We start from the raw sequence: 25,167 nt of genomic DNA on the forward strand, positions 1-25,167 counted from the left end.
TCTAATGCAGACTTAGTTCCAAATACAATCAAATATTTCAGCAGTACAAAGCTAATCGACAGAATAAAAGCCAGAGAATGTGAGCTATGCGGAAAAACTAATACTCCCATAGAAATTCATCATGTTCATCGGCTTAAAGATTTACAAGGTAAAACTTTTTGGGAAGCTCTTATGATAGCGAGAAATCGCAAAACAATAGCTTTGTGTAGAGAATGTCATAAGAAATTACACTGTGGACAGTTAAATTGAGTTTATAAATGGAGAGCCGTATACAGTGAGAGTTGTAAGTACGGTTCGGGGGCGAGTATTTGGAAACCTACCATAGCAATATGGCAAGGCGCTGGGTACTTAGCCTACAGCGGGAAGGGCGTATTATCCGCCAGGGGAATGAAAATGAGGAAGTCAATATTTATCGCTATGTAACAAAGGGTTCTTTTGATGCTTATTTATGGGGCATTGTAGAAACAAAACAGCGGTTTATCAGCCAGGTATTTACCAGCCGGGAACTGGCAAGGATCTGTGAGGATATAGATGAAACCGTATTAAACTTTGCAGAGATTAAAGCGGTAGCTTCCGAAAATCCCCTGATTATGGAAAAAATACAAGTAGATAATGAAGTGGCACGTCTGAGAATCCTGAAAACTGCACATGAAGGGAAACGGTTTGCCTTGCAGGATGCGGTTACGTTCCAGTACCCGAAAAGGATACAAAGTCTGGAGAAAGAACTGCAATCGCTTCAAAAGGATTTGGAGCGCAGGAACCAGGCTATGGAAGTACAGCCGGAGTTTGCAATCACTCTGCAGGGAAAAGTCTATGAGAAGCATAAAGAAGCAGGGGAAGTCCTGCGTGGGATTATAGAAGGTGTGACAGCTTTTACCAGGCACGAAGTCGGTATGTATAAGGGATTTCAGGTATTTGTCCAAAAGGATATGATGGGGCCGGTATTGTTCCTTCAGGGAGAGAAGGAATATAGTGTGGAGTTAAAAAGCAGTGACTCCGGCAATATGGTCCGTATGGAAAACCGCTTGAATGTCCTTGATAAAGCAGTAGAAGATGTTCAAAAAGAAATTAAGACCTGTGAAAATGAGATAAAAAATGCAAAGCAGGAATATGAAAAGCCTTTCCCGTATGAGGAGCTTTTAAAAGAAAACATTACCCGGCAGATGGAGATTGATGCAGAACTGGAAATCAAGGACCAGGAGGAGTGTGTGGAAGTGCAGGAGGAAACCAAAAATCTTCCATGCCAGACAGCAGTTCGGTAATGAAAAGTAGAGTAGAAAAGGAGATCACAATATGGAATATAATATCAGAGTATATAAACCGGAATTGAAACAGGAAGAAGGAAAGATCAATAATCTGAAAGGATTTGCTACCATTACCTTTGATGAGGCCTTCTGTGTGAAAAGTCTTGCAATTAAAGAGTCCTCGAAAGGAAATCTGTACCTCGATATGCCCCGTTACAGAGATTACGAAACAGGGGAGTATGTTCCTTTTTTTCGGTTTACCGATAAGGAATTTCAAAAGGAAGTGTTGGATACTGTAAGGGAAGCCTATGAGAATATGACAGAAACTAAAACAGACTGTAAGGGCAGTTGGGGAGAGGAAGAACTGTATTACAATCTGAGTGTAAATCCGGTACAGGGAAGCGATACATTTAAGGCAGATGTTGCCATTCGTCTGCAGGACGTATTGGCAATCCAGCAGCTTCATGTGATTCAGGCATGGAACGGAAAAACCTTTGTAGGTATGCCCCAGAAAAATTCTGCAAAAGGAGAACGGGAGGACATTGCCCATGCAGTCAATGCAGAATTTAAGGCAGATCTGGAAAGTGCAATCATGGACGAATACAATAAAAAGATGGAATATGCCAAAAGCCAGAAACAGCAGCGAAGAGGGAGATAGGAGCTATTCATAAAAAGACTGGTATTTTTGGAACAATAATGGTAGAATGAAGAAAATATCAGCATGGGAGGAAACAGTATGCCAAGACGTAAAAAAGTAGAAAATCTTTCTCTTGAAGAAATGCTTATGAAGACAGAACAGGAGATTAAAACAACAGAGGCAGAATTAAAAGAACTGCGTTTGAAAGCAAAAGAACTTAGGAAGAAGATTGAAGATAAACAAAAAGATGAAATCTTTAGCGCCTTACTTGCTTCCGGAAAAACAGTGGAAGAGGTCATGACATATTTAAAATCCGGTAATGAAGAAAAGGTTGAATAAGATAAGAGAAAATGCCGTTACGGGTGATACTAAACCTGTAGCGGCATTTTTGTGAAATTTTTTTGCAAATTACAATAAAAAAGTCACCTTTTATCGTATTAATGTGCGTTATATATAAGCGTAAAAAATTTCCGAATGTAAAACTCTGATTTCCCAATTTTTGGATTTGTGATTTTGAATCATAAGAATATAAAAAAATGTTGTTATGGGTAAGCAAACCTACAACAGCATTTTTTAGTGCGTTGTGTGTGCACGTTGTTAAGGAGTGAAAGTTTCTAATTTACCCTAGTAGTGGGAAGGATTAATAGATAAAATCGGTAAATACAATTTATTACATTTAGGTAACAATATCTGACACGATAATATAGATTCAAGAAATGGGTGCTAATATTAGTTATCAAACGAAATATTAAAAAATTAAGTGGAGGGTATGTTATGGCCTATTACATAGGAGAAAAATGTATTAAATGTGGATCGTGTAGAGAGGAATGTCCTGGCAATGCAATTAAAAAGAAAGATGAGGTGTATTATATTGAGCTAGATAAATGTTTAGAATGCGGAACGTGTAGTTTTGTTTGTCCAGTAGGTGCAGTTGATATAAAGAAAAGAGGTGGACTATGACAGCAATTTTAGATAATTTGAAAAGAATATATTGGGAAGTATCAAATGCTAGTTTATGTTTTGAACTTACCATTGAGGAAATAATAAAATTTACAGACATACAAGAAATAATATTAAATACAATGGAAACAGATTTGCTGCTTGATCAGCAACGAGAATTGATTGAAAGTATACATAAAAAAAAACTAAATTTAACAGTTATTGTTTCAACATTCAATAATTGGAATAATGATATTTTTTCATTGGTTTCTAATATTATTGTAGTAATTAATAATGATATTGGAGTTATAAATAATATAGAAAGTCTTGATGAAAAGAAAAAAGATAAAATGAGTGTAATAATTGAAGTTAATGACAATAATTATTTTCAATTAGAAGAAATTATATATCAAGTATTTTCAACAGGGATAAAAAATTTAGAATTAAGCATTACCCAAACAGCAAAAAATGACTTTTCGTACAAAAATGCTTTTACTGTCATAAAAAAATATGTAGATATTAAAAAAATTTTTCCCAATATCAATATTACTTCAGATATGAAAAAGATAAATAAATATGTTAATAAAAGTATTATTGAGAATGCATTCGTAAATTATGAGGGATATGTAGGAATTCTTAATTGCTTGCCTACATATTTTGAAAATATTAATGAAATTTCGTTTGACGTTGCATTAGATAGGTATTTGAAATTATATTTTCATCAAGATATACAATTCTATAAAACAAGATTGGGAACTGTTGAACATATTAATAATTTGAAGGCCATTAGAAACGAGATTTTCAAATATGGATTTTATAATATAACTGTTCTTGAGATTAAAAAAAATTGGAAATTATGGTATGGGAAAACCAATATATATTTAATTGATTCAATAACAAGTAATAAAATAAAATTAAATAGAGTTGCAGCTGTTTTAATAGAAAGTATAGATGGACGTAGGAGTATTAAGGAGATTGTTGAAATAATTGGTTTGAGTTACCAGGATAAAAGTCGAATAAATTTTGAATGTATAAGTACTATTTTACAACTGATAAAAGAAGGGGTTCTTTATCCTTTAAAGATAAGGGTGGTTACAGAATGAAAATATTGTTAATTAATAGTAGTTTTGGGAAAAGATATGATAGTAGAAAAACAGTTACATTAGCTATGTATTATTTAGGTGCAATTTTACGAGATAAGGGTCACACTATACATATAATAAATCCAGATGATTATATTGATGGTATGGTGGGAGAAAGTCTAGCTTCAGTAATCATAGAGAAATTTAAGGATTTTGATTTGTTTGCATTTTCATCTAATACATTTACTTGGGGATATGTAAAAAAATGTATATCGACGCTTAAGGTAAATAATATAAAGAATCCGATTGTTGTTGGAGGCATACATCCTAGCAGAGTATTCAATCATATAATGCAGACAACAGATATAGATTATATTTTAATAGGAGAAGGGGATAAATCCTTCCCTATATTAGTAGAAACTTTGGAGAGAAAAAAGAATCTTTCTGAAGTACCAAATCTTGTATATAGAAATGATAAAGGTGATATTATGATAAATTCTTTTATGGATAAAATGACCTTTGATAAAAATACATTGTATTCCGCATATGATTTAATCCCAGAGAATATATATGAAACTATTTCAATAGAAACTTCACGAGGGTGTAGTGGGAATTGTTCCTTTTGTTCAATTTTAAATAAAAGATGTTGGAGAGGTTTTAATAGTGATGAAGCGGTAAAAAGAATTATAGGCATAGAAAAATATATGAGAGATAAAATTTTAAGAAAAAGTATCATTTTTACAGATGATCATTTCTTTGAAGATAAAGTAAGAGCTATAGAAATATTAACTAAATTATCAGTTACTAATATTAAATCGTATTCTTTTTTAGTTGAAGCTAAATTAAAAGTACTTTTAGATGATAATGTATTATCCGCAATAAAAAAATTCCCTGGAATAAGTGTCCAAGTAGGTGTTGAATCTGGATATGACGAAGGATTGAAACGTATAAAAAAAGGAATAAAGAAAGAGCAAATATTTCAAGTGGCGGAAAAAATTTTAAAGTATCAATTAAATACTAATATTTTTTTCTCATTTATTATTGGATTTCCCTGGGAAACAAAAAAAGATATTTTTAAAACTATTGAAACAGTTGGTTTTATAGCTATGAAGTATAACATAATTGTTAATCTTGTATGGTGGTTACCATTACCATCACCAGAATTTGATGCCTTAAGAAAAATGAATCCTGATATAGGGTTTGATATATTTGACAATGTGGAGTGGAATTACGATGAAAGAATATTTGAAATGTCCCATCCACTGTTGACCAAAAAAGATATTATTGAGATTAATGAGATAATTGCAGCATATGCAGAAGTTGGATATGACTTAATTATAAGAGAGAAAAAATGATAAAGTTTTGATAAATATTGTGAATGAAAAGTTTAATTGTTCAGTTATACGGAGAAACTAAAAAAAACTGAGAACGGTGAAGATATCAATAAGTACCCTTGTGATTAATGAAATTGGTGTTGCAAGTAAACTTTAATCATAATGGCGTCAAATGAATAATAGATATTTGCTACTTACTTTAACGGAAAAGATCAAATTATATAGTTTTAAGGTATTTACAATAAGAAATTACTGTATGGAAAGACAAAAGAGAATGTTAGAAATTATAAGATATTTAAAAGGACAAATGTACGGATGATTTATAATATATAGTCAGAATTACAAAGCAACAAGAACAAAGCGTTTGAGATAGAAGTGTCTTATATGGAAATAATTAATATATTATGCATGAAGCAGAAAATTCCAAAAGTATTGCTTTATAGGAACTATAATAATGTTTGTGATACTCCCACTAAGAATTCGAAACAACGATGATACTTTGAAGAAATGGAAAGCTTCCAGTTGAGCTGGTAGTTAATTCCTTAGAACGGAGAATTATATGAAAAAATTTTTGTTTTCATCTTTTAGAAATAATTTAACTATAATTATAGGACTTGGCTTTTTTTCAATGTTTTCAAGTGTTTTTTCATTGGTTTTACCTTATTTTAATGGTGTTTTTTTAGATGTGATTTTAAAAAAGCCAGATATTAAAATTATATATAACTTTGCTCTAGTATTGTTTCTTTTTGGAATTATAAGTTGTATAGTTAATTTTTTTTATAGTATGAGTATGACAAAAGTAAAAAATACTATAATATATAAGTGCATTTTTAACATAATACTACATTTAAGGAATGTACCTGTTAGATCTATAGATAAATACGATCCAACGTATTTAAACAATAGAATTGTCAGTGATGTAAGTAGTATATTTGAATTTTTTATAGAGAATTATGCTAGTGTTTTTGCGAATGGTGTAAGCATATTACTTACGCTAATATTCCTTTTAATGATAGACAATAAATTAATTGTTTTAATATTGATTTTTATTCCTTTATATATAGTTCTTTTCTTGCTAATGAAAAATCCTTTATTTAAAATAGGAATTAAATTTAAAGAACAAAGAAATATTTTTTATAGCAATTTAAATGAACAGTATAGTATAAACGAATTTATAAAAATAAATGCAAATTTTTCATTTTGGAATAATTATTTAATATCGTTAGTAAAAAATTATATTACTGATGTATTAAAATATAACAAGACTATATATCTTTTTTCTTCTGCTGATAGCATTTTGTCGTTACTATATACAGTTACGACATTGATTGTCGGAGGCACTTCAATAATAAATAAAACAATGTCAATTGGTGAGTTTACTATTATAAATGCGTATTTAAATTTAATACAAAAAAATATCCGCTATTTTCTTAACCTTGGAAAAGGATATCAAGATGCATATGCTGCATATATTAGAATTAAAGAATTGCTTGATTTACAAGAAGAAACAAATGGATATATTATAAAAAATGAAATTTCTTGTATAAAAGTAAACAGATTAGAGCATCTGTTTTTGAAAAATAAAGCAAATGTTTTTTTTGAAAAGAATAAGATATACGGTTTAATAGGTGATAATGGAGTAGGAAAAACATCACTTTTAAAATTGTTAATAGGTGTATTTTCTGATAATACGTCTGGAAATATAGAATATGATGGGATTGATATAAAGCAATTCAATATGTATGAAATGAGAAACAAATATATTGCAATGTTGCCGCAAAATATATATTTCTATAATTTGCGATTACGTGAAATATTTAGTTGTTACTCAGAAAATATAGTAAAAAAAATAGAGTATACAATAGATTATTATAATATAGCTCCTTTATATTTTAATGAAAATTTTAATATATATCAGTTGCTGGAACGAAGAATTTGTGATTTTTCAGGTGGTGAAAAACAGAAAATTTTATTTTTGTGTGTGTTGTTAAAAAAGGCCAAATTATACATTTTCGATGAACCTTCAGCAGGACTAGACAATAGTAGTGTAGAATTGTTGAAAAACTGTATATGTAAAATTGCAAAACAAAGTATTGTTATCATTGTGACACACGATGAAAATTTATGTTCTATATGTGATGTTTTATATGAACTTTAATTTTGGGTGTTATACGAGGGAGGAAAAGAAATGTTAGAAAAGAATTTAAAAGTTTATTGGAAAGGATTTGATGTTGGAAAATGTCGATGCACATCAGATTTGGATGAATTTTATTTAGAATTTCAGACGAATTCAGTAAAAAAAAATATAATTTATAGTACGATTGAAAATAGCACTTTTATATCGTTTTACTCAAATCAAAATGGTATTATCAAGCAGAGCGAAATGACTATAGAAAAAAATAAGATTTCATTTTCTGGCTCGAATGAAGCTATCATATATAAAGGAAATTTAATTCCGTATGAAATGATTATTTATAAGTTATTTCCACAAGTGTTTAATACACATTATGTAAAAGTTTTATTTATAGAAGAAAAAAATATAGGTTATATTCCAATTAAAACTTACGGAAAGAATATACTTTGTTTACCTAATGCAACAATAGTCTTTGATGAGAATGGAATTTTAGAAAAATATTTAGGACATATGAATAATTTGACCATCAAATAAGAGAAGAAATAAAAAGTTGAACAAAGTATAAATCTAATAAAGTTGACTATGACGAGATTTGATAATTCGTTTGTAAATATCTTAAATACTTATCAACTCTGGGAAGAAGAGCAATTATTTATAATCTTATGATGTGGGTGTCAAACGATACCTAACAAATTGTTTCGTGCTATGCACTCCTACAATTCTGTCCCAAATTCGGATAGTGAGGGGCATCTGCCCTACTTTTATCTTCACATTGGAGTGGGTCATAAAGTCACAAAACTACTTACGTGCAAGTACAATGTGGTTTATGATTTTTGAACCTGGCATCATCTTATTATGAATTGATAACTCCAAATATACTATTACCAAAAAGAAGTTGTGTATTTATACTTTGTAAAGTGGTATATAGATTATATGCTCTTAGATATCTAATTATTAACTTTATTACAATACAAATGTTTGAAATTAAGCTACCTTTATTATATTTAATGTTTGAACGAAAGGAATTGATATGATTATGGATGGAAATTTTTATATAGGAACATGTGCAATTGATTTAACTTATAAATGTACATTTAGATGTTTACATTGTTTTAATTCTAGTGGTGAACATTCTTTAAATAAGCAGGAGTTATCAGATGCTGAAATTTTACAATTTATCGATGATATTAATAATTATAGTGTGGGACTAATAAGTATAGGTGGTGGAGAAGCATTATTACGAAAGGAATTGATACTTCAAATCTCGGATTATCTTTCCGGTAATAATAGTAAGATTGACTTAGCATTAGTTACTAATGGATATTTGATGACTAAGGAGTATGCATCTCAGTTAAGGCTACCTAATATCCGCAGTGTACAAGTAAGTTTAGACGGTTTTAAAGAGAACCATGAAAGAATGCGTAATATGAAGGGAAGCTATGATCGTGCCATTGAGTCTATTAAATATTTAATTGATGCAGGTCACACTGTAGCAGTATCTTTTGCACCAACCAAGTTCAATATAGATGATATAGATGAGCTGTTTGAGTTTGTTAAAAAGTTAGGTGTAAAGTTTTTTAGATGTCAGCCATTAATGCTTCTAGGAAGGGCAAGAAAGAACCTTCAAAGTTTCATACCTACATATGAGGATTACCAAAAAGTGTCCTTTATACTAGCAAAAAAGAGAAAAGAGAATCCTAAAATGTATGTTGAATGGGGAGATCCACTTGAACATATAGCTAAAGGAAGAATAAAACAACCTATGCTTTCTTATTTTTCTATAAGCGCTTATGGAGATATTTTAATTTCTCCATATATACCTATTACATGTGGAAACATAAGGAAACATTCTATAAGGGAATATATTGAAGGTGGATTGTTGGATATATGGAATAATAAATATCTCCAAGAGGTTGCTGCCAGAATGAATGATACAAGTGAAATGGACTTACAAAAATTTGGATTGCCGGAAATTTTTATTGATGAGGCAATAGACTTGGATATTCTTAGTCCTGATTACAGACAGAAAACAGAAGAGCTATGTAGAAGTTTAGCAGTAACAGTTCGGTAAAGGGAGGAAATAAGACATGTATAAATTTTTAGAGTATGGAGATGCACACTATGTTGTAGATTATATATATGAATCAGATATATATGACGAAGAAAAGTTCCTTTTTGCACCTGATGTAGATATTTTAAAAACTAGTGAATTAGATATAAGAAATTCTTTATTTACATATTTTATGCAAATATTTGTGGAAATGGATAAAACTAGGAATATAAAAAATATTTTATTGTGCCAAACTAATCAAAAACAAAGAGATAACAATACAGCAAGGATAGAATTGTTATCCATTTCAGATACAAATTTTGTGGACTTTGCTTTAGAGAAATTATGTAGTTTATTAATAATACAAGAAATAAAAAAAATAAAAATAACTATTTTAAAAGAGCAATTGAATGATAAGGTTATTTCAATTTTATTATCTTCTGGATTTGAAATGGAATGTATATATAAGTCAAAAGATAATAATGATAATTTAGATATAATTACATTTTCAAAAATACTGTAAATGATTAAAGATTTACAAACTTTCTCCATATAGTATTAAGCACTGGAATTGTTTATTTAGGGAATAATGATTTATATTTCTATATGATTTTATTATACGATATACAATAAGGAAATATTTATAATAGTGAAGTAGGTATGGAATTTGTCTGGTTTTGTAAATAGTTCATTATAAATAATAGTATCAGAGGAGGATATAGTGTTTAAGGATGTAAAGATAATTTCTATTCAAGTTAATTCGAGATGTAATTTGTGTTGTAAACATTGTGTCGCTGAAAACTTGAATGAAATAAACAAAGAAGCTGATATAAATCTAATGAAAAAAAGAATTTTGGGGTTAACAAAATTTGGATTAAAGCAAGTGGTAATAATACTTAAAGAACCATTGATGTATAAAAACATATTTGATTTGATATCTTTTTGTAAAGAAAAGGGAATAGAAACAGAAATTATAACTAATGGTACGCTATTAACATATAATATTGTTTGTAAACTTATTGAATCAGGAATTAACGTTGTCAATATTAGTTTAGAAGGAGTAACAAGTAAAAGTAATGATTATATTAGAGGAACTGGTAGTTTTAGCTCTGCGATGAATGGGCTGCAGTTATTACAAAGGGAAATCCATAATAAAAAATTGTTTAAACCCATAATTATTAAAATGACGCTAAATAGTCAAAACAAAAACGAATGGAAGCAGTTTGCAGAATATTTTGATAAATTAAATATTAATGAAGTGATAATCAATTCGATCACTGTTGCAGGGAGAGCTCAAAAATACGACTTTTTAAAACTTGATGATAATGAATATGAAGAGCTTGTTGACAAGATATATCATAGGTATGCTTTGCTAAATAATCCATCTTATATTTTATTTGTTCATTCACTCAGACCACTTGCATATATTTTTTTTAATATTAAATATAATATGAATTCTATGGTTTGTTTTCCTGATTGCGTATCAAATAATGGAGGATTTTCTATGGATATGAATGGTAAACTCTACTCTTGTTCCGAAAATAAAGCAGAATTTCTTATGAGTAATGGACAGATAAAAAGTATTCCTAATTCTTTAATAGAAAGACATGATGAAATTAATAATTTTTTAGAGGATAATGAGTTATTTAACCAAAAGCGAGATAAACTTAACCAAGAAAGAAGAAGTTTGAGTTGCTTAAAATGTCGGTGGAAAGCAAGATGTAATCCATGCCAATTTCTTACCAACAATGAATATAATGAAATGGAAAGAAAATGTTTAAAATATAAGGAGAAAATTTTAAATTTAATTGAGTCAAATATTTCCTTAGGTAAAGCAAGAATTATTTTAAAAGAATCTGCATATATACATATGAAAAATAAACGGCTTAAATTTATTAATTGCTATCGAAATGGAAAATATTTAGTGTCATCAGAATTTGATTTTTGTAACTGGCAGAACAATGTAATCAATATTATTATTCAGAATCAAAGCTATTTAATCGAGAAAAAAGACTTGAACAAAAAAGACTTTATTTCGTTTATTTACGATCTTTTAACAACGGATTGTTTCTATATGGTTGAATAATGATTTTAAAGGCTGATTATTAAAATCTATAGCTTCAATGGAAATTTAGCAGTTGAATTTTAACAAATATCCATAATTTTGGACAAGTTAGAATAGGTATAAAAAAGGATACTAGGCTAATTCTTACCTAAAAGGAAAAATATAGTGAATAGTCTGATATAGGAAGAATTGAAAGATATTTTTACTCTTCAGCAGTAAAAAATAGAATCTTATTAACTCCTGTGGTCATGTAAATGCAATAAGTTTACCTTTGTACACATTTTGAATCATACATAGATATATTGTAATTATCTGATTTAGTTTTGAACAACACATATATGATCTAAAATAGAATTTTTTGTAACACTGCCAAGTTATGTTTGGACGCATGTACACTGAAGGAGCATTCATATAGAATTCTATTTCTTTTATTACCATGATAAGCGGATATTTCGAAACTCCGGAAGTGGTTTTGTTTAAAAGCGAATGTAGGTATCTAACGAATTCTAGAAAATTGCAATTTTGTTCTAAATGAATTAATATGTGTTATTTAACTGATTAGCAACTATATAAAAAATTGTAACTGATTTTTCCTGAAAAGATCAAGAAATAGGCAGAGAATTATTCCACTATATCTTCAGCAGTGTAATATATAGTCCTTGGAGAGGGACTCTAAATACTACTACTTTATAATATGAGGAAGGTAAGATATGAATAATAAAGGATTTTCAGAAGAAATAAAAAGAAAATGTATTCCTATTTTTTCTAGAAACAAAAATGTAACAATAATAAAAAAAGAAAATGGCTTTATTCTTTCGTCACCTAAAACATTATCAACTATAAGAATGAACAATTTAACATATGAAATTTTAATGCTTTGTAACGGTAAAAATAATTTGTTATCTATTTCTAATACAATACGCAATAAATATGATGTGTCGGAAGAAAAAATAGATCAAGATATAGCTAATCTTTTATATCCATTATGGAAATTGAAATTGATAATGTTTAAGAACGGAATAATTCCATTTAAGAAACATTTTAGGATAACAGGAGAAGATAGAAAAACCGAATTTACTGTAGAGTATTCTAGTGCAGATTTGTACGATTTTTTACAGGGAAATAGGGACTTTTTTTACTGTAATATTGAATCTACTGATTTAATAGAGGTTAATAAAAAGTTTTTGGTAAGTTCTTTCATTGCTAATGCAATAGTTTTTTTCTCATTAAAATATAATGGTGATAGGTGCATTACTATTGGAGTGAATCCACATTTTATAGAATATCCATTTTTTAATTGTACATATATAAATATTCAATATTTATATATTAATGCTGAAATGATAGACTATATTAGCAAACAAAATATTGATAAGTTTTTTAGATGGGTAACTATTTGGGTTCATAATGAAGTAAACTTAGTATTCCCAGATAAAACTATTTATTATTACTTATTGTTGAACGAACAATCAGAACTAAATAAAACTATAATAAAAAAAATAGGATTATACCACCAAAATATATTAAAGAAAGAATATAAGGGTAAGTCTGCTGAGTTGTTTGAAAAAAAAGTTGATATGATTTAGGCACTATTTATTAGTGTGGCAGCTAGGCAATAGATTTTTCCTTGAAAGGAGAGATAATATGGAAAAATATGAAGGTCCTATATTAGAATATGATGATGGAGAAGGTGGTGGAGATTTAATACAACCAATGTGTTGTAATACAGCTGTAGTCGGTGGGGTATATGCAGCCGTTGTCGCTTGGGATGCAGTTGGTGCAGTGAATTGGGCAGGTTATTTAAATGGAATAGTATATGTAAATGCTGGAGTTATAGCTTGCGATTGATTGTTAACCAGATTATTATGAAACATATAAATACATAATCATATAAAATAATCTATTTTGCCAAGCTGCCGTATTAGTATTTTAATATTTTTAGAGTTTGTATTATATGTACTGGAGATAGATATGTTAAAATTATTACATTCAGATATTATGAGAATTAGAAAATATCTTTTAGAAACAAACTATGATTTTCTTTATCAAAGAATTAATGGATCTTTAAATTATTTTATTAATCCTTGGGCATCGTATAAGGAAATAATATATAATTTAAGAGATTATGATGAAAGTATTCAAAATCAATTCAAATTATTGCTTTTGGGAGAAAGATTAGAGTTATCTGAATTCGGGGAATTGGATTTAGAGGTTGTAAAATCATTTATAAATGTAGGATTTTTAAAATGTGATAATAATTATATTTGGAGTGAAGGATACTCTATAATTTCGTATTTTAATAGATTCTTGGTAGTTAGTACTTTGCCAGATTACAAAAGGGATATTGTTAGTCAAGAGATCTATATGGGAATAGATTCCTACAGACTTATTGCAGCATTACCTAATAAAATTATAAATAGTCATCTGGACTTATGTACTGGTTCAGGTATACAAGCTATAATGGAATCACATTTTGTTAAGAATAAATCATATGGTGTTGATATTAATAAAAATGCAATTTTAGTAGCAAAATTTAATGCTATTTTAAATGAGATTGACAATAAAACACAATTTATTGAGAGTGATCTTTTTACTTGTTTTGGAAAAGATGAGAAATTTGATTTAATTACAGCAAATCCACCGTTTTTCCCAATTCCAGATAACGTGCCATTTCCAATTCAGGGAAATGGTGGTAATGATGGATTAGACATTATAAGAGGGATAATAAAAGGAATAGAAAGACATTTGACAGATAATGGAGTTGCCATAATATCTGCAGAGGGTTTGGGAAACGCAAATGAACCAAAAGTGTGTGATGTACTTAGAAAAAATCTATCAAATAATTTTAAATGTGAAGTTTTTTTGCAGACAAGAAAACCTGCTATGTTTTTTATTGATCGTATTTATAGTTTAATAACTAATACATTAAACTATCCTAAAGATTCAAAAAAATATAAAGAGCTATTCTTAGAATTGTTTAATATGTATGATGCTGATTCATATTATTTATTGCTAATCAAAATAAGTAAAACCAAGAGCAAAAATAAAATTCAGGTCATACGAAACTATTCTCATTGGAATGATAATGTAATACCAATCATAGATGGTGCTGTTGAAATAAAAAAAGGTTCTTTTGATTGCTTATTATCTGCTAACAGAAAGAACATAGGAACAATACCAAATATAATTGCGGAATGTATCAGTGAATGTAACGGAAATAAAAGAATTGAAGAAATAGTGAAGAGTAAATGCTCTGAATATGAGTTTACTACAGTTCATAATTTGTTTTGTGAAGTGTTAGCAAAATTAGAAAAAATAGGTATGGCGAATTATAAAAAGTAATATTTTTTATCCTTATTCAACGTATATATTGTATCTATTAATAGAGGAACTATTGACTTTTGGTATAATTGAGAGTAGTATATATAAGAAATAGAGTATATTTTTAATCAACTTACATTTCAATTATTTTAATAAATTAGGAAGGACGGTGATAACAATCATTAATTATATTATTGGGGTTTTGTTTATAAGTTTAAGTATATATTGTATAGTTACTAATAAGATACCTTTAGCAGGAAAATATCAAGGTGTAAAAAATATAACTTGTCATGTTCGATTAGAAGCAGGAGCAATTGGTATTGTGGGCTTTCTGATAATAATTGCTAAAATATTTGAGTTTGAATTTGGAGTGATGATAGGGTTGATTGCTTTTGTTTGTATTGTAACATTAATTTTGGAAATTATTACAAAAACAGTCTAAATGTAAAGGTTAAACTTTAGTAAGTATATCTCTGAAGACTACTGGAAGATTCATTTTTTCCAAGGGTAATAAGTATCCGAAGACTTTATTCCTCCCCTGAAATTTCCTAAAAAAGAAAAAGATAGCTAGTGACTAATGTCATTAAGATAATATTGGTATGCTCCATAGTTCCGAAGAATTGATATAAAAACATGTCGTTCTTTGGAACTTCTTTTTGTTAGGGCAAAGCCCTGTTTGCCATTGTGTAGTTTTTAGCTGATCCGAAAACGAAACTTTGGGAAACAAATAAACCACCTGCTATGCACAACATCATAAACTTAAGGAAAAAATGGAAAGGAATCTGTTCGCAGGTTCCTTTCATTGTGTTAAAATATAGGCAGGGGTGTATATGATTAAATCTTATAAAACAAGATTTCAAAAGTTTTCTGCATTATTATCTGATCCGGAAATTGCAAAATATGCGAGACAGAATGGAAACCATGCTTTTTCGAGAAAGCGAAAAATGCCCCTAAAAGACATGTTGCTATGCTGTCTTTCAAAAAAGGGGCTTACCACGACATTTGAACTTAGAAACTATTTCAAAGAAAAAGGAGACTTGTCTATGCAGTTATCTGTCCAGGGATATCTACAACAGAGAAAACGTCTAAATCCGGAAATTTTTCCCTATCTGAACCGTAAATATCTTATGGATTTTTATCGTTCTGACGAACCCAGACTGTGGAAAGGATATTTGTTAATCGCGATTGACGGGAGCAAGGCGGAAGTTCCAAACTCAAAGGATAACAGGGAATCATTTGGAAACAGCGGCAACCAGCATTCCGGGAAAGGGCAGGTACGGGCACTGGTAAGCGGAATGTATGATGTTTTGAATCATTTTTACCTGGATATTGAAATTGAACATATTTGCATCAGTGAAAACGAACTGGCAAAAAGAAACTTAAAACAATTAAAAAAATTTGGAATCAGGAAGCCGGTTGTCGCAGTTTTTGACCGCGGTTATCCTTCCTTAGAGTTTATTGACTTTCTGGAAACGGAAGGGATTCATTATCTGATCCGTCTTTCATCCAACGATTATATGGCAGAACGTAAACGGATGCAGTCGGCAGATGAAAAAGTCATTTTAAAACATTCATCTGCACGCCTACAAAAAATACGAAAAAAACATCCGGAACGATATGAACAGATGCAAAAGAAAGGGAGCACGCTGGTAAGAATATCAAAATCGACTCTTCCCTCCGGGAATGAACTTGCGCTGATGACAGATCTTCCGGATACAATTACCGCAGAAGAATTAGCGGATTTATATTACCAAAGATGGGAAATTGAGAAGAAATACAATACTCTAAAAAACAAAATGAAATTTGAAAGTGTAACAGGGAAAGCCACAGTATATGTGCACCAGGATTTTTGGGCGCAGGTTTTAGTATATAACATGGTTCAGGACATTCGGAACAGTGCGGACGAAGAGGCCGCAGCAGCAGGACGGGAAAACAGGAATAAATATCCCATGCATACCAATGAAAATGTAGCCATCGGTCTTTTCAAAGAGACTATGCTAAAAATCCTTTTGGAACCGGAGGAAAAGAAGCGGATCAAAAAACTTGGAGAACTACAGGAAGAAATGGAGCGCTATGTACTTCCCATAAGGGAACTACCTGGAAAAGAGCGTAGAAAAAACATCTCAAATAAATATAAAAACAATCAAAAGAGTAGCTTTTAAAATGCCCATTCTCCGTTTAAAGGGAGATTATGGGCATTTTAAGTTGTTAAAGTATACAGAAGGAGCTCTGTGAAGATTTCTCTTCGTTTTAATCTGCCCTTTTGAAATGAGTTTTTAGCAGGATAATATAAATGTGTAATATCTAATCTTAAGTTTATGATGTTGTGCTATGCAGGTGAGTTAGGAATGCTTCAGCTTACAGTAAAAAATCTCCTGTGTTACAATAATGTTGGTTCGCCAACTGCATTAATTAAAGGACAAAGGAGGTTATCCAAATGGATAGTAATAGTTTATCACATACAAAATGGAATTGTAAGTATCATATTGTATTTGCTACACTCATCTGAATCACACAAAGGCAATTTAGATGTGATGTTTCCGTTTTCTCCTGAACCAAATATGTAACCGGTTGCCCGGAAGAACTCGTCATAGTCCTCTTTCGTGCAACCTTTAATAAAGATATGACAGTAACGCTCGTCGTTTTCATCGACGATATAGATACGTTCCACAAAGGATTGTATCAGCGTTACTAACACATCCGGCTGTGCACCCTTTGCGTATTTACCGAAGGACAACAGCCTTTCTTTTATTTCTTCAATATTTCGGACAGCGTACATTTGATTTTGCTTGCTATCCTCTAACTTTTCAAGTAGGATACCAACCTCTCGTAGTTCATTGGATAGCTCTTGTATATCTTCCTGAATAAAGCGTTTCAGGTCATCGCTTGCATCACGCATATTTTTAACCTGATTGGAAATTGCCGTTTCAAGCTGTGCTTTCTTTTTCTTCAGTTCGGTCAATTCCTGTTCGTTGTGCGAATTCTTAAAAATATCTGAAGCTCGTTGGTTGAGAAGTTTGGTAAAATATTCGCTGTCCTCATCGGAAAGATTAGATAACTGCAGTACTACAAATTCATCAAGCAGTACACCGTCAACGGATTGGAAAGTACATTCGTTTTCACGGTAGCCGGGGCAGACATACTTAAATCTCGGTTTGCCGTTTGTCCAGCGGTTTGATTCGGAAACGACTCTGAGCCGTTTACCGCAGAATGGACAGTAAATCAGTCCTGAGAGCAAAGCGCTGGTTTTACGGTGCGGTCTGTTGTATTTCTCGGCTATATCATCAAGCATATTTTGTGTAGCTCCTTTCGGACTGGCACTGAACAGCCAGTTCTTCTTCTTATGTTCTATAACGCATAAGAAGAATTGGCAGATGATCGATACGATCAATGGAGCCAAATCTTCCGCAATCATTTACAGTATTGTGGAAACTGCAAAAGCGAATAATTTGAAGCCTTATGATTATGTGCAGTATCTCTTGGAAGAAATCCTGAAACACATGGATGACAGGGACTGTTCCTTTTTGGAAGATCTTCTGCCCTGGTCAGAAAAACTCCCAGCAGAGATCCGCAAAGTTTAAATACTGGTGGCTGCAAAGCAGCCACCTAAAAATGTCAAGGTACTCGCTATTTTGCGTTTACGTTTATACTAGTACAGCGAATAATAAATAATTGCTATATTAAACCGATGCCGCTTCCTCTTCACTGATTTCATCCATTTTATACTTCCAGTGATAAACTACAGGCTCACGGTTTATTTCGTCAAAATACTTGTAAATTCGTTCTTCCAATTCCTGTTTGCTATTAACACGAATTCCATGAAGCATCTGTCTGGTCATCTTACTGAAGAAGCTTTCAATCATATTTAACCATGAGCCATGTTTTGGTGTAAATACAAATTTAAAACGTCCCTTTGGCATAGTATCCAGAAAGCACCGTGTTTCTTTAGAAGTATGTGCTGAATGATTATCCAGAATAATCCGAATGGTATCCTGTGATGGATATTTTTTATCCAGTATCTTTAAAAACTCAATAAAATCAGAACTCTTATGGGTTTCACTTACTAACGGGATGGCTTCTCCTGTAAGCAGATCAATGCCTGCCAGCAAAGAGAGCGTTCCAAGACGTTTGTATTCTGCATCACGATATACCTCTCCGTGTTCTGGTGTCGGGCGTAAATCTGGTGCAGTATTGGAGATTGCCTGAATACCCGGTTTCTCATCATAGGACACCGTAATCGTCAATTTATAATCGTCTGGAACAATGAGATCACCATTTTCATCAAACTGCATTTCAATCTGTTTGTAAACCAGCAGGACTTCATGCATTTTTGTTTCAAAATCAGGATCCCGCTTTTCACAGTAATATTTGATTTTAAAGGGTTTCATATCCTGTTCCCTGAGGAATTTCTGGATATAAGGTTTCGTAACGGTTGAAAGTCTTGGATATCCCGCCTCCTCTGCATGTTTCTGAATGTATTTATGGAGAGAAGCCAATGTCCACAGTTTCTGCGCATAACCGAGTTCTGCCGGTCTCTGACACGCAATACTGATCATCCATGCTTTCGCATCGTCGGTGATTTCGGATGGACGTCCAGAACGCTGAACATCAAACAGTGCAGCATCCAAACCGCCTTTATGAAACTTCGAAACACATAGGCGTACCGTGGCAGTGCTGATTGCAAGTTTATCAGCAATTTGTTGGAATGTCATTCCATCGGCTTTATATAAAAGGATTCTGGCACGATCCACAACTTGAGCCTGAATCGTTCTCTTTTTTGATAATGATTTAAGGTAATTCCTGTCTTCATCTGACTGTGAACTTCCTGAAAAATTAACTCTCGTATGTTCATGAAGAAGGTAGAAAGTGCTAAAAACCGCATGATTTCAGCAAAAACCAAGCAATTTTTCTTGAAAAAAGTGGTGAATATGGTAGAATGAAAGAGAAGTAATTAACTCTCGAAAGAAGGCTATCATGTACCTTGATTTTAAAGTGAAAATACCGTATGATGCAGCGGGAATTACCCGCAAGAAAATTAAAGGGATCACATATATTTATTATGCGTATGAACATAATTACAATCCTGAAAAAAGATATACGATTCCCCGGAATACATCCATTGGGAAGTGTACGGAGGATGATCCGGAAATGATGTATCCGAATACAAATTTTCTGAAATTCTTTCCCTCGGAGGAATTACCTGAGACGAAAGCGGAAGCCTATAGAAGCGGATGTCTCAGGGTAGGGACATATCTAGTCTTACGCAGGATCATTTCAGAGTATCATCTGGATGAGATGATCGGGAACATAATCGGAAAGGACAGCGGTCTGTTTCTGGATCTGGCTGTGTATTCGGTCATTGCTGAAAATAATGCCGGACAGTATTATCCTGAGTATGCATTTAATCATCCATTATTTACGGAGCAGATGAAGATATACAGTGATTCAAAGGTTTCTGAGTTTATTAACAGCATTACAAGAGACCATAGTCTTGCATTTTTAGACGGATGGAATGCAAAACAGGATCATAAACAGAAAATTTATATTTCTTATGATTCAACAAATAAGAACTGTCAGGCAGGTGATATAGACTTTGTAGAATACGGCCATCCAAAAGAAGATACAGGAGCACCAGTCATTAATTATTCGGTTGGCTATGATGAAAACAATGCAAAACCATTGTATTATGAAGACTATCCAGGCAGTATTGTAGATGTATCCCAACTACAGTATACACTGGAAAAGGCCGGTGGTTATGGCTATAAAAATGTTGGATTTATCCTGGACAGGGGATATTTCAGCAAAGAAAATATACATTACATGGACAAATGCGGCTATGACTTTGTCATTATGATGAAGGGAATGAAAGAACTTGTGAAAAGTCTTGTCCTTGAAGTGAAGGGTACTTTTGAAGAAGACCGCAGATATAGCATCAGGGATTACAGAGTAAGCGGAATTACAGTAAAAAGGCAGCTTTATCCATCGGATGAAAAAGAACGGTATTTCCATGTGTTTTACAATGACAGAAAGAAAAGCAGCGAACATGAGGCAATTGAAGCAAAGATTGGCCGGATGGCGGAATGTCTCCACAAGCATGAAGGAACAAAATACGAAGTTACAGGAGGCTTTGCCAGATACTTTGATCTGATCTATTACCATAAAGGGAAAAAGGACGAAAAATTCATGTATGGACGGGAACGCCATGATGTGATCAATGAGGAGATACGTCTATGCGGATACTTTGTTATCATAACGTCAGAAAAAATGACAGCAGCACAGGCACTTGAGCATTATAAAAGCAGGGATGTATCGGAAAAACTGTTCCGTGGGGATAAGTCATATCTTGGAAATAAGAGCTTTTGTGTACATGCAAATGAATCGGTACATGCAAAGATATTTATAGAGTTTGTTGCATTGATCATCCGCAACAGGTTTTACATCTGCCTGAAAGAACAGATGCAAAAAAGCGGGAAGAAAAACTATATGACAGTTCCGGCAGCGATCAGGGAACTGGAAAAGATAGAACTGATCCGGCAGAGTGACCGTGGATACCGGATGGATTATGCAGTTACAGCTGTACAAAAGGAAATCCTGAAAGCATTTAATATGACGGCAGCAAATGTCAGGACGCAGGCGGCAGTGATCAATGAAGACCTTATGAAAATAGAGAAAGAAGGATAAAAAGTATGGCAAGAAGAAGCATCCCAATAGAAGAAAAGATTGAAATACAGAAAGAACAGGTTTCGAAAACGAAGGACAGATATGAAGCGGAGCTGGCTAAGCTGGAGAAATTAATGCGGAAGCGAGATGAGCTCCGCAGCAAGGAACTGATGGATGCATTTACTAACAGCGAGCGGTCTTTTGAAGAGGTAATGAGATTTCTTGCTGGGAAAGAGGAGAATGATGAATAAACAGTATTTGATGAAAGTATATCCTGCTGGCAGAGGACGTGAAGTTTATAGAAATATCGAGATCTGCGGTGATAATACATTGAACCAGTTATGTCAGATTATTCTTGAAGCGTTTGATTTTATAGACGAGCATCTGTATGAATTTTGTATGGATAATCGTATGTATAGTGAATATAGTTATCAGTCTGATCCGGAAGGGGATGAGCCTTCGACAGACATAACGCTTGATGAACTTGGACTTAGCAAGGGACAGAAATTTTCACTTCATTATGATTTTGGAGATGACTGGATGTTCACAATTACAGTGTCAAAAATCAACGAAATTCCAGAAAAAATGGAATCTCGTATAATCAAATCAAAAGGAAATATTCAACAGTATCCAGACTGGGATGAGGATGAATGGGACGATGAATAATGCACTATTTAAGCATAACGAGAGTTAATTTTACTGGAAGTTCAGACTGACAGAGGAAGATATGTTTTTCTCATAGCGTTCATCCTTTCTTTGATAACACTATTTTACCATACATCATCTCAAAAATATATAGCAGAAATTTAATTTATTCTATACTAGTAATAGAAAATAAAGTAAAATGCCTGCATTCTCTAATGGGCATTATGGAATGATTTTTAGGACGTAAACGCAAAATAGCGAGTACCTGTTCAAAATCATCCGATGTGAGATAATAGACTCATCACTACAAAGTCTAAATAGTTTAGTACTCAACTTTTTAGACTTTATCACAGGAGGTGAGTCATGAAATCTCACACAAGTTTAGTTGCACAGCAAACCCGCCTGAATGAATGGGCTGATTTGATCCGAGACTGTCAAAACCGTCCACAGGGAATGAAAATCGATGAATGGTGTCAGCTGCACGACATTACAAAAGCGAGTTACTACTGGAGACTCCGGAAAGTCCGTGAAGCTTACTTAGAAACTGCGGAGCATACACAAGCCTTTGTAGAAGTTCCTTCCTCTGCACTCCATCCGGTAAATACGACCTCAGAGCATAAAATCGCTGCCATAATCAGAAGTGGAAGCAACCTCACGTTGGAAATCACCGACCAGGCTTCTGCCTCCTTTCTAAGTACACTTTTGGGAGTGATCAGAAATGCTCAATGATGGTACCGGATTCAAAAAAGTGTATCTGGCAACTGGATTTACGGATCTGCGCAGAGGAATTGACGGCTTGGCAAGAATCATACGTTTTCAGTTCCAGCTCGATCCTTATGATAAGAATACATTATTCTTATTTTGCGGTAAGCGTACGGACCGGATAAAAGGACTCATCTGGGAAGGTGATGGATTTCTCCTTCTGTATAAGCGGATTGAAAATGGGAACTTCCGATGGCCTCGTACACAGGAGGAAGCACTGGAGATCAGCACAGACCAGTATCGAATGTTGATGCAGGGTCTGGAAATCGTTGCCAGACATCCCATAGAAGAAGTTCCTGATCCTGGATTCTCTTTATGATTTGTGCAAAACATAGAAAATAAAATCACTTTCATCCACACCGGGTTACCCAGTGCAATATAAAATTGAAAGTTATTCACATCCTGAAAGTTTTCTGTGAGTTTCTATGATACTCTGGATTCCAAAACTTTTCAGATTGTGGATAACAGTCATAAATATCTGAAATTCTGGCTTTTATCTTCAGGTATTCATGACTGTTATCCACCGTCAAAGTAACGAAGGTAACAGAATGCAAAAATAGCCAAAAACTGTTGATTCTGCTATAATACCACTTAGGAAAGTGAGGTTTGGTTATGGCAGTCAATTATACGGAGGAACAATTAAATAACGTTGATAAGTCGTTTCTTATCCAGCTTCTTTTACAACAGCAGGAACAGTTGAATGCTTTAACAAAGGAGCTTCACGCATCGAATGAAAAAATGCAGCTTCTGATGGAACAGGTGATCCTTGGTAAGCAGAACCGTTTTGGCAGGTCTTCTGAAAAAATGGAAGATACCAGTCAGATCTGTTTTCGAGAAGTAAACGGAACGATTGTCTTTTTCAATGAAGCAGAAGCAGTCTGTGATCTTAATGCGGCAGAGCCTGAGGATCTGGAACTGAAGTCTCCAAAGCAGCCGAAGCGTAAGGGAAAGAAAGAAGCAGATCTTTCCGGGCTTCCGGTCAGACGGATCGACCATTATCTGTCCGCGGAGGAATTGGAAGCGGAATTCGGTGTCAGGGGTTGGAAACAGTTACCGGATGCCATTTCCAGAAAATATCATTTCGTACCTGCGAAGGTAGAAGTAGAAGAACATCACATCGGTGTGTATGCCAGCAAAACAGATGAACACATGGTGAAAGCAGACCATCCAAAGACGTTACTGCATGGGAGTCTGGTATCACCATCTCTGGGTGCTGCGATCATCAATGGAAAATATGTGAACGCAGTTCCTCTCTATCGATTGGAGCAGGAATTCCAGCGTTATGGCCTGCAGATCACAAGGCAGAACATGGCAAACTGGTGCATACGTTTGGCAGAGGAATATCTATCAATCCTTTATGATTATCTTCATAAAGAATTGTATTTCTACCACGTCATCCAGGCAGATGAAACGCCGGTGCTTGTAAACCATGACGGGCGCAAAGCCGGAAGCAAAAGCTGGATGTGGGTATACCGTTCCGGACATTTGTATCAAAAACGGCAGATTGTCCTGTATGAATACCAGCAGACGAGAAATGCATCCCATCCACGGGAATTCCTAAAAGGGTACGACGGCATCTGTGTAACAGACGGTTACCAGGTCTACCATACTTTAGAAAAAGAGTTGGAAGAACTGACCATTGCCGGATGCTGGGTGCACTGTCGCCGCAGATTTGATGAAGCCTTAAAGCTGATTTCGAAATCCTATCAAAAGGAATCCAATGCATTTCTTTTGATGAAACAGATTCAGGCAATCTATCGGGAAGAAGGGAAGCTGAAGGACCTTTCTTCTGATGAACGGCTTAAGCAACGGCAGGCGGTTATCAAACCACTTGTGGATGCGTTTTTTGCGTACCTAAAAACTATAAATGTGTCCAAGAAGGATAAATTTGGTGATGCTGTTGGCTATGCACTGAATCAGGAAAAATATCTCCGGGTATTTCTTACAGATGGAGATGTTCCGATCGATAATAATGCATCCGAAAGGGCAATCCGTGGTTTCTGTATCGGAAAGAAGAACTGGCAGATGATCGATACGATCCATGGAGCCAAATCTTCCGCAATCATTTACAGTATTGTAGAAACTGCAAAAGCCAATAATCTGAAACCTTTTGATTATGTGCAGCATCTCTTGGAAGAGATGCCGAAACACATGGATGACAGGGATTGTTCCTTTTTGGAAAATCTTTTGCCATGGTCAGAAAAACTTCCGGCAGGAATCCGCAAAGCTTAAATATTGGTGGCTGCAAAGCAGCCGCCTAAAAATGTCAAGGTACTCGCTATTTTGCGTTTACT

Annotated in this window: 24 protein-coding genes and 2 pseudogenes; 24 read left to right on the top strand and 2 right to left on the bottom strand. The window is 33.1% G+C overall.

Annotated elements, in window-relative coordinates:
• The 17 genes from BLP57_RS18110 to BLP57_RS15230 all read left to right on the top strand — a co-directional run.
• A partial coding sequence (locus tag BLP57_RS18110; protein ID WP_442855626.1) for an HNH endonuclease occupies positions 1 to 249 on the top strand: 249 nt, incomplete at its 5' end.
• A gap of 80 nt (positions 250 to 329) precedes the next feature.
• The gene (locus BLP57_RS15155; RefSeq protein WP_092072958.1) at positions 330 to 1,262 is read left to right on the top strand and encodes a hypothetical protein; all 933 of its coding nucleotides are present in this window, start codon (positions 330 to 332) and stop codon (positions 1,260 to 1,262) included.
• 31 nt (positions 1,263 to 1,293) lie between these two features.
• Entirely contained in the window at positions 1,294 to 1,902 is a 609-nt protein-coding gene (locus BLP57_RS15160) for a septation protein SpoVG family protein (protein ID WP_055173311.1), read from the top strand.
• 78 nt (positions 1,903 to 1,980) lie between these two features.
• Positions 1,981 to 2,220, top strand: coding sequence for a flagellar export protein FliJ (locus tag BLP57_RS15165; RefSeq protein ID WP_092072961.1), 240 nt, complete (start codon positions 1,981 to 1,983; stop codon positions 2,218 to 2,220).
• 435 nt (positions 2,221 to 2,655) lie between these two features.
• The gene (locus BLP57_RS15170) at positions 2,656 to 2,841 is read left to right on the top strand and encodes a DUF362 domain-containing protein (protein ID WP_092072964.1); all 186 of its coding nucleotides are present in this window, start codon (positions 2,656 to 2,658) and stop codon (positions 2,839 to 2,841) included.
• Entirely contained in the window at positions 2,838 to 3,923 is a 1,086-nt protein-coding gene (locus tag BLP57_RS15175) for a hypothetical protein (protein WP_092072967.1), read from the top strand. Before BLP57_RS15170 ends, BLP57_RS15175 begins: the two co-directional genes overlap by 4 nt.
• Entirely contained in the window at positions 3,920 to 5,257 is a 1,338-nt protein-coding gene (locus BLP57_RS15180; RefSeq protein ID WP_175442996.1) for a B12-binding domain-containing radical SAM protein, read from the top strand. The genes BLP57_RS15175 and BLP57_RS15180 overlap by 4 nt, the downstream gene beginning before the upstream one ends.
• A 538-nt stretch (positions 5,258 to 5,795) precedes the next feature.
• Positions 5,796 to 7,394: an ATP-binding cassette domain-containing protein gene (locus BLP57_RS15185; protein WP_092072974.1), complete on the top strand. Its 1,599-nt coding sequence runs from the start codon at positions 5,796 to 5,798 to the stop codon at positions 7,392 to 7,394.
• A 30-nt stretch (positions 7,395 to 7,424) separates the two neighbouring features.
• A complete protein-coding gene (locus tag BLP57_RS15190; protein ID WP_092072977.1) occupies positions 7,425 to 7,904 on the top strand; it encodes a hypothetical protein in 480 nt (159 codons plus the stop codon).
• A gap of 502 nt (positions 7,905 to 8,406) precedes the next feature.
• Positions 8,407 to 9,441: a radical SAM/SPASM domain-containing protein gene (locus tag BLP57_RS15195; protein WP_175442997.1), complete on the top strand. Its 1,035-nt coding sequence runs from the start codon at positions 8,407 to 8,409 to the stop codon at positions 9,439 to 9,441.
• Positions 9,442 to 9,457: 16 nt separating this feature from the next.
• Positions 9,458 to 9,943, top strand: a complete 486-nt coding sequence (locus BLP57_RS15200; RefSeq protein WP_092072983.1) for a hypothetical protein — start codon at positions 9,458 to 9,460, stop codon at positions 9,941 to 9,943.
• A gap of 198 nt (positions 9,944 to 10,141) precedes the next feature.
• Positions 10,142 to 11,506: a radical SAM protein gene (locus BLP57_RS15205; RefSeq protein WP_175442998.1), complete on the top strand. Its 1,365-nt coding sequence runs from the start codon at positions 10,142 to 10,144 to the stop codon at positions 11,504 to 11,506.
• Positions 11,507 to 12,195: 689 nt separating this feature from the next.
• Positions 12,196 to 13,071, top strand: coding sequence for a PqqD family protein (locus BLP57_RS15210; RefSeq protein WP_092072989.1), 876 nt, complete (start codon positions 12,196 to 12,198; stop codon positions 13,069 to 13,071).
• Positions 13,072 to 13,129: 58 nt separating this feature from the next.
• Positions 13,130 to 13,333: a hypothetical protein gene (locus BLP57_RS15215; protein WP_092072993.1), complete on the top strand. Its 204-nt coding sequence runs from the start codon at positions 13,130 to 13,132 to the stop codon at positions 13,331 to 13,333.
• Positions 13,334 to 13,456: 123 nt separating this feature from the next.
• Positions 13,457 to 14,827 carry a methyltransferase gene (locus tag BLP57_RS15220; RefSeq protein ID WP_092072996.1) on the top strand — a complete coding sequence of 457 codons (1,371 nt, stop codon included), beginning with the start codon at positions 13,457 to 13,459 and terminating at the stop codon, positions 14,825 to 14,827.
• Between the two features lie 148 nt (positions 14,828 to 14,975).
• Positions 14,976 to 15,248 (top strand): hypothetical protein, encoded by a 273-nt coding sequence (locus tag BLP57_RS15225; RefSeq protein ID WP_092072999.1) that lies wholly within the window; start codon positions 14,976 to 14,978, stop codon positions 15,246 to 15,248.
• A gap of 388 nt (positions 15,249 to 15,636) precedes the next feature.
• Positions 15,637 to 16,968 carry an IS4 family transposase gene (locus BLP57_RS15230; protein WP_092073002.1) on the top strand — a complete coding sequence of 444 codons (1,332 nt, stop codon included), beginning with the start codon at positions 15,637 to 15,639 and terminating at the stop codon, positions 16,966 to 16,968.
• Positions 16,969 to 17,876: 908 nt separating this feature from the next.
• On the opposite strand, the pseudogene BLP57_RS18905 reads toward BLP57_RS15230, so the two are convergent.
• Positions 17,877 to 18,221, bottom strand: a pseudogene (locus BLP57_RS18905) (zinc ribbon domain-containing protein); the annotation flags it as partial.
• Here BLP57_RS18905 and BLP57_RS15240 point away from each other — a divergent pair.
• Positions 18,166 to 18,387: pseudogene (locus BLP57_RS15240) on the top strand (transposase domain-containing protein); the annotation flags it as partial. The pseudogenes BLP57_RS18905 and BLP57_RS15240 overlap by 56 nt on opposite strands.
• 99 nt (positions 18,388 to 18,486) lie before the next feature.
• On the opposite strand, the gene BLP57_RS15245 reads toward BLP57_RS15240, so the two are convergent.
• Positions 18,487 to 19,572, bottom strand: a complete 1,086-nt coding sequence (locus BLP57_RS15245; RefSeq protein WP_255363791.1) for an IS630 family transposase — start codon at positions 19,570 to 19,572, stop codon at positions 18,487 to 18,489.
• Between the two features lie 208 nt (positions 19,573 to 19,780).
• Here BLP57_RS15245 and BLP57_RS15250 point away from each other — a divergent pair, with 208 nt between their 5' ends.
• From BLP57_RS15250 to tnpC, 6 genes are all read left to right on the top strand, one after another.
• Positions 19,781 to 21,487, top strand: coding sequence for an IS1634 family transposase (locus BLP57_RS15250; protein ID WP_092073008.1), 1,707 nt, complete (start codon positions 19,781 to 19,783; stop codon positions 21,485 to 21,487).
• Positions 21,488 to 21,492: 5 nt separating this feature from the next.
• A complete protein-coding gene (locus BLP57_RS15255) occupies positions 21,493 to 21,717 on the top strand; it encodes an ErpK protein (RefSeq protein WP_092073011.1) in 225 nt (74 codons plus the stop codon).
• On the top strand, positions 21,707 to 22,132 hold the full coding sequence (locus tag BLP57_RS15260; RefSeq protein WP_233435122.1) for a plasmid pRiA4b ORF-3 family protein: 426 nt from the start codon (positions 21,707 to 21,709) through the stop codon (positions 22,130 to 22,132). The genes BLP57_RS15255 and BLP57_RS15260 overlap by 11 nt, the downstream gene beginning before the upstream one ends.
• 342 nt (positions 22,133 to 22,474) lie before the next feature.
• On the top strand, positions 22,475 to 22,840 hold the full coding sequence (locus BLP57_RS15265; protein WP_072447635.1) for a hypothetical protein: 366 nt from the start codon (positions 22,475 to 22,477) through the stop codon (positions 22,838 to 22,840).
• Complete coding sequence (tnpB, locus tag BLP57_RS15270; RefSeq protein WP_072447633.1) at positions 22,830 to 23,192, top strand: IS66 family insertion sequence element accessory protein TnpB; 363 nt, start codon at positions 22,830 to 22,832, stop codon at positions 23,190 to 23,192. The genes BLP57_RS15265 and tnpB overlap by 11 nt, the downstream gene beginning before the upstream one ends.
• A gap of 293 nt (positions 23,193 to 23,485) precedes the next feature.
• Positions 23,486 to 25,105 (top strand): IS66 family transposase, encoded by a 1,620-nt coding sequence (gene tnpC, locus BLP57_RS15275; RefSeq protein ID WP_072449521.1) that lies wholly within the window; start codon positions 23,486 to 23,488, stop codon positions 25,103 to 25,105.
• The last annotated feature ends 62 nt before the right edge of the window (positions 25,106 to 25,167 follow it).

The sequence above is a fragment of the Blautia sp. SF-50 genome, from assembly GCF_900101315.1.
GTDB lineage: Bacteria > Bacillota > Clostridia > Lachnospirales > Lachnospiraceae > Blautia_A > Blautia_A fusiformis.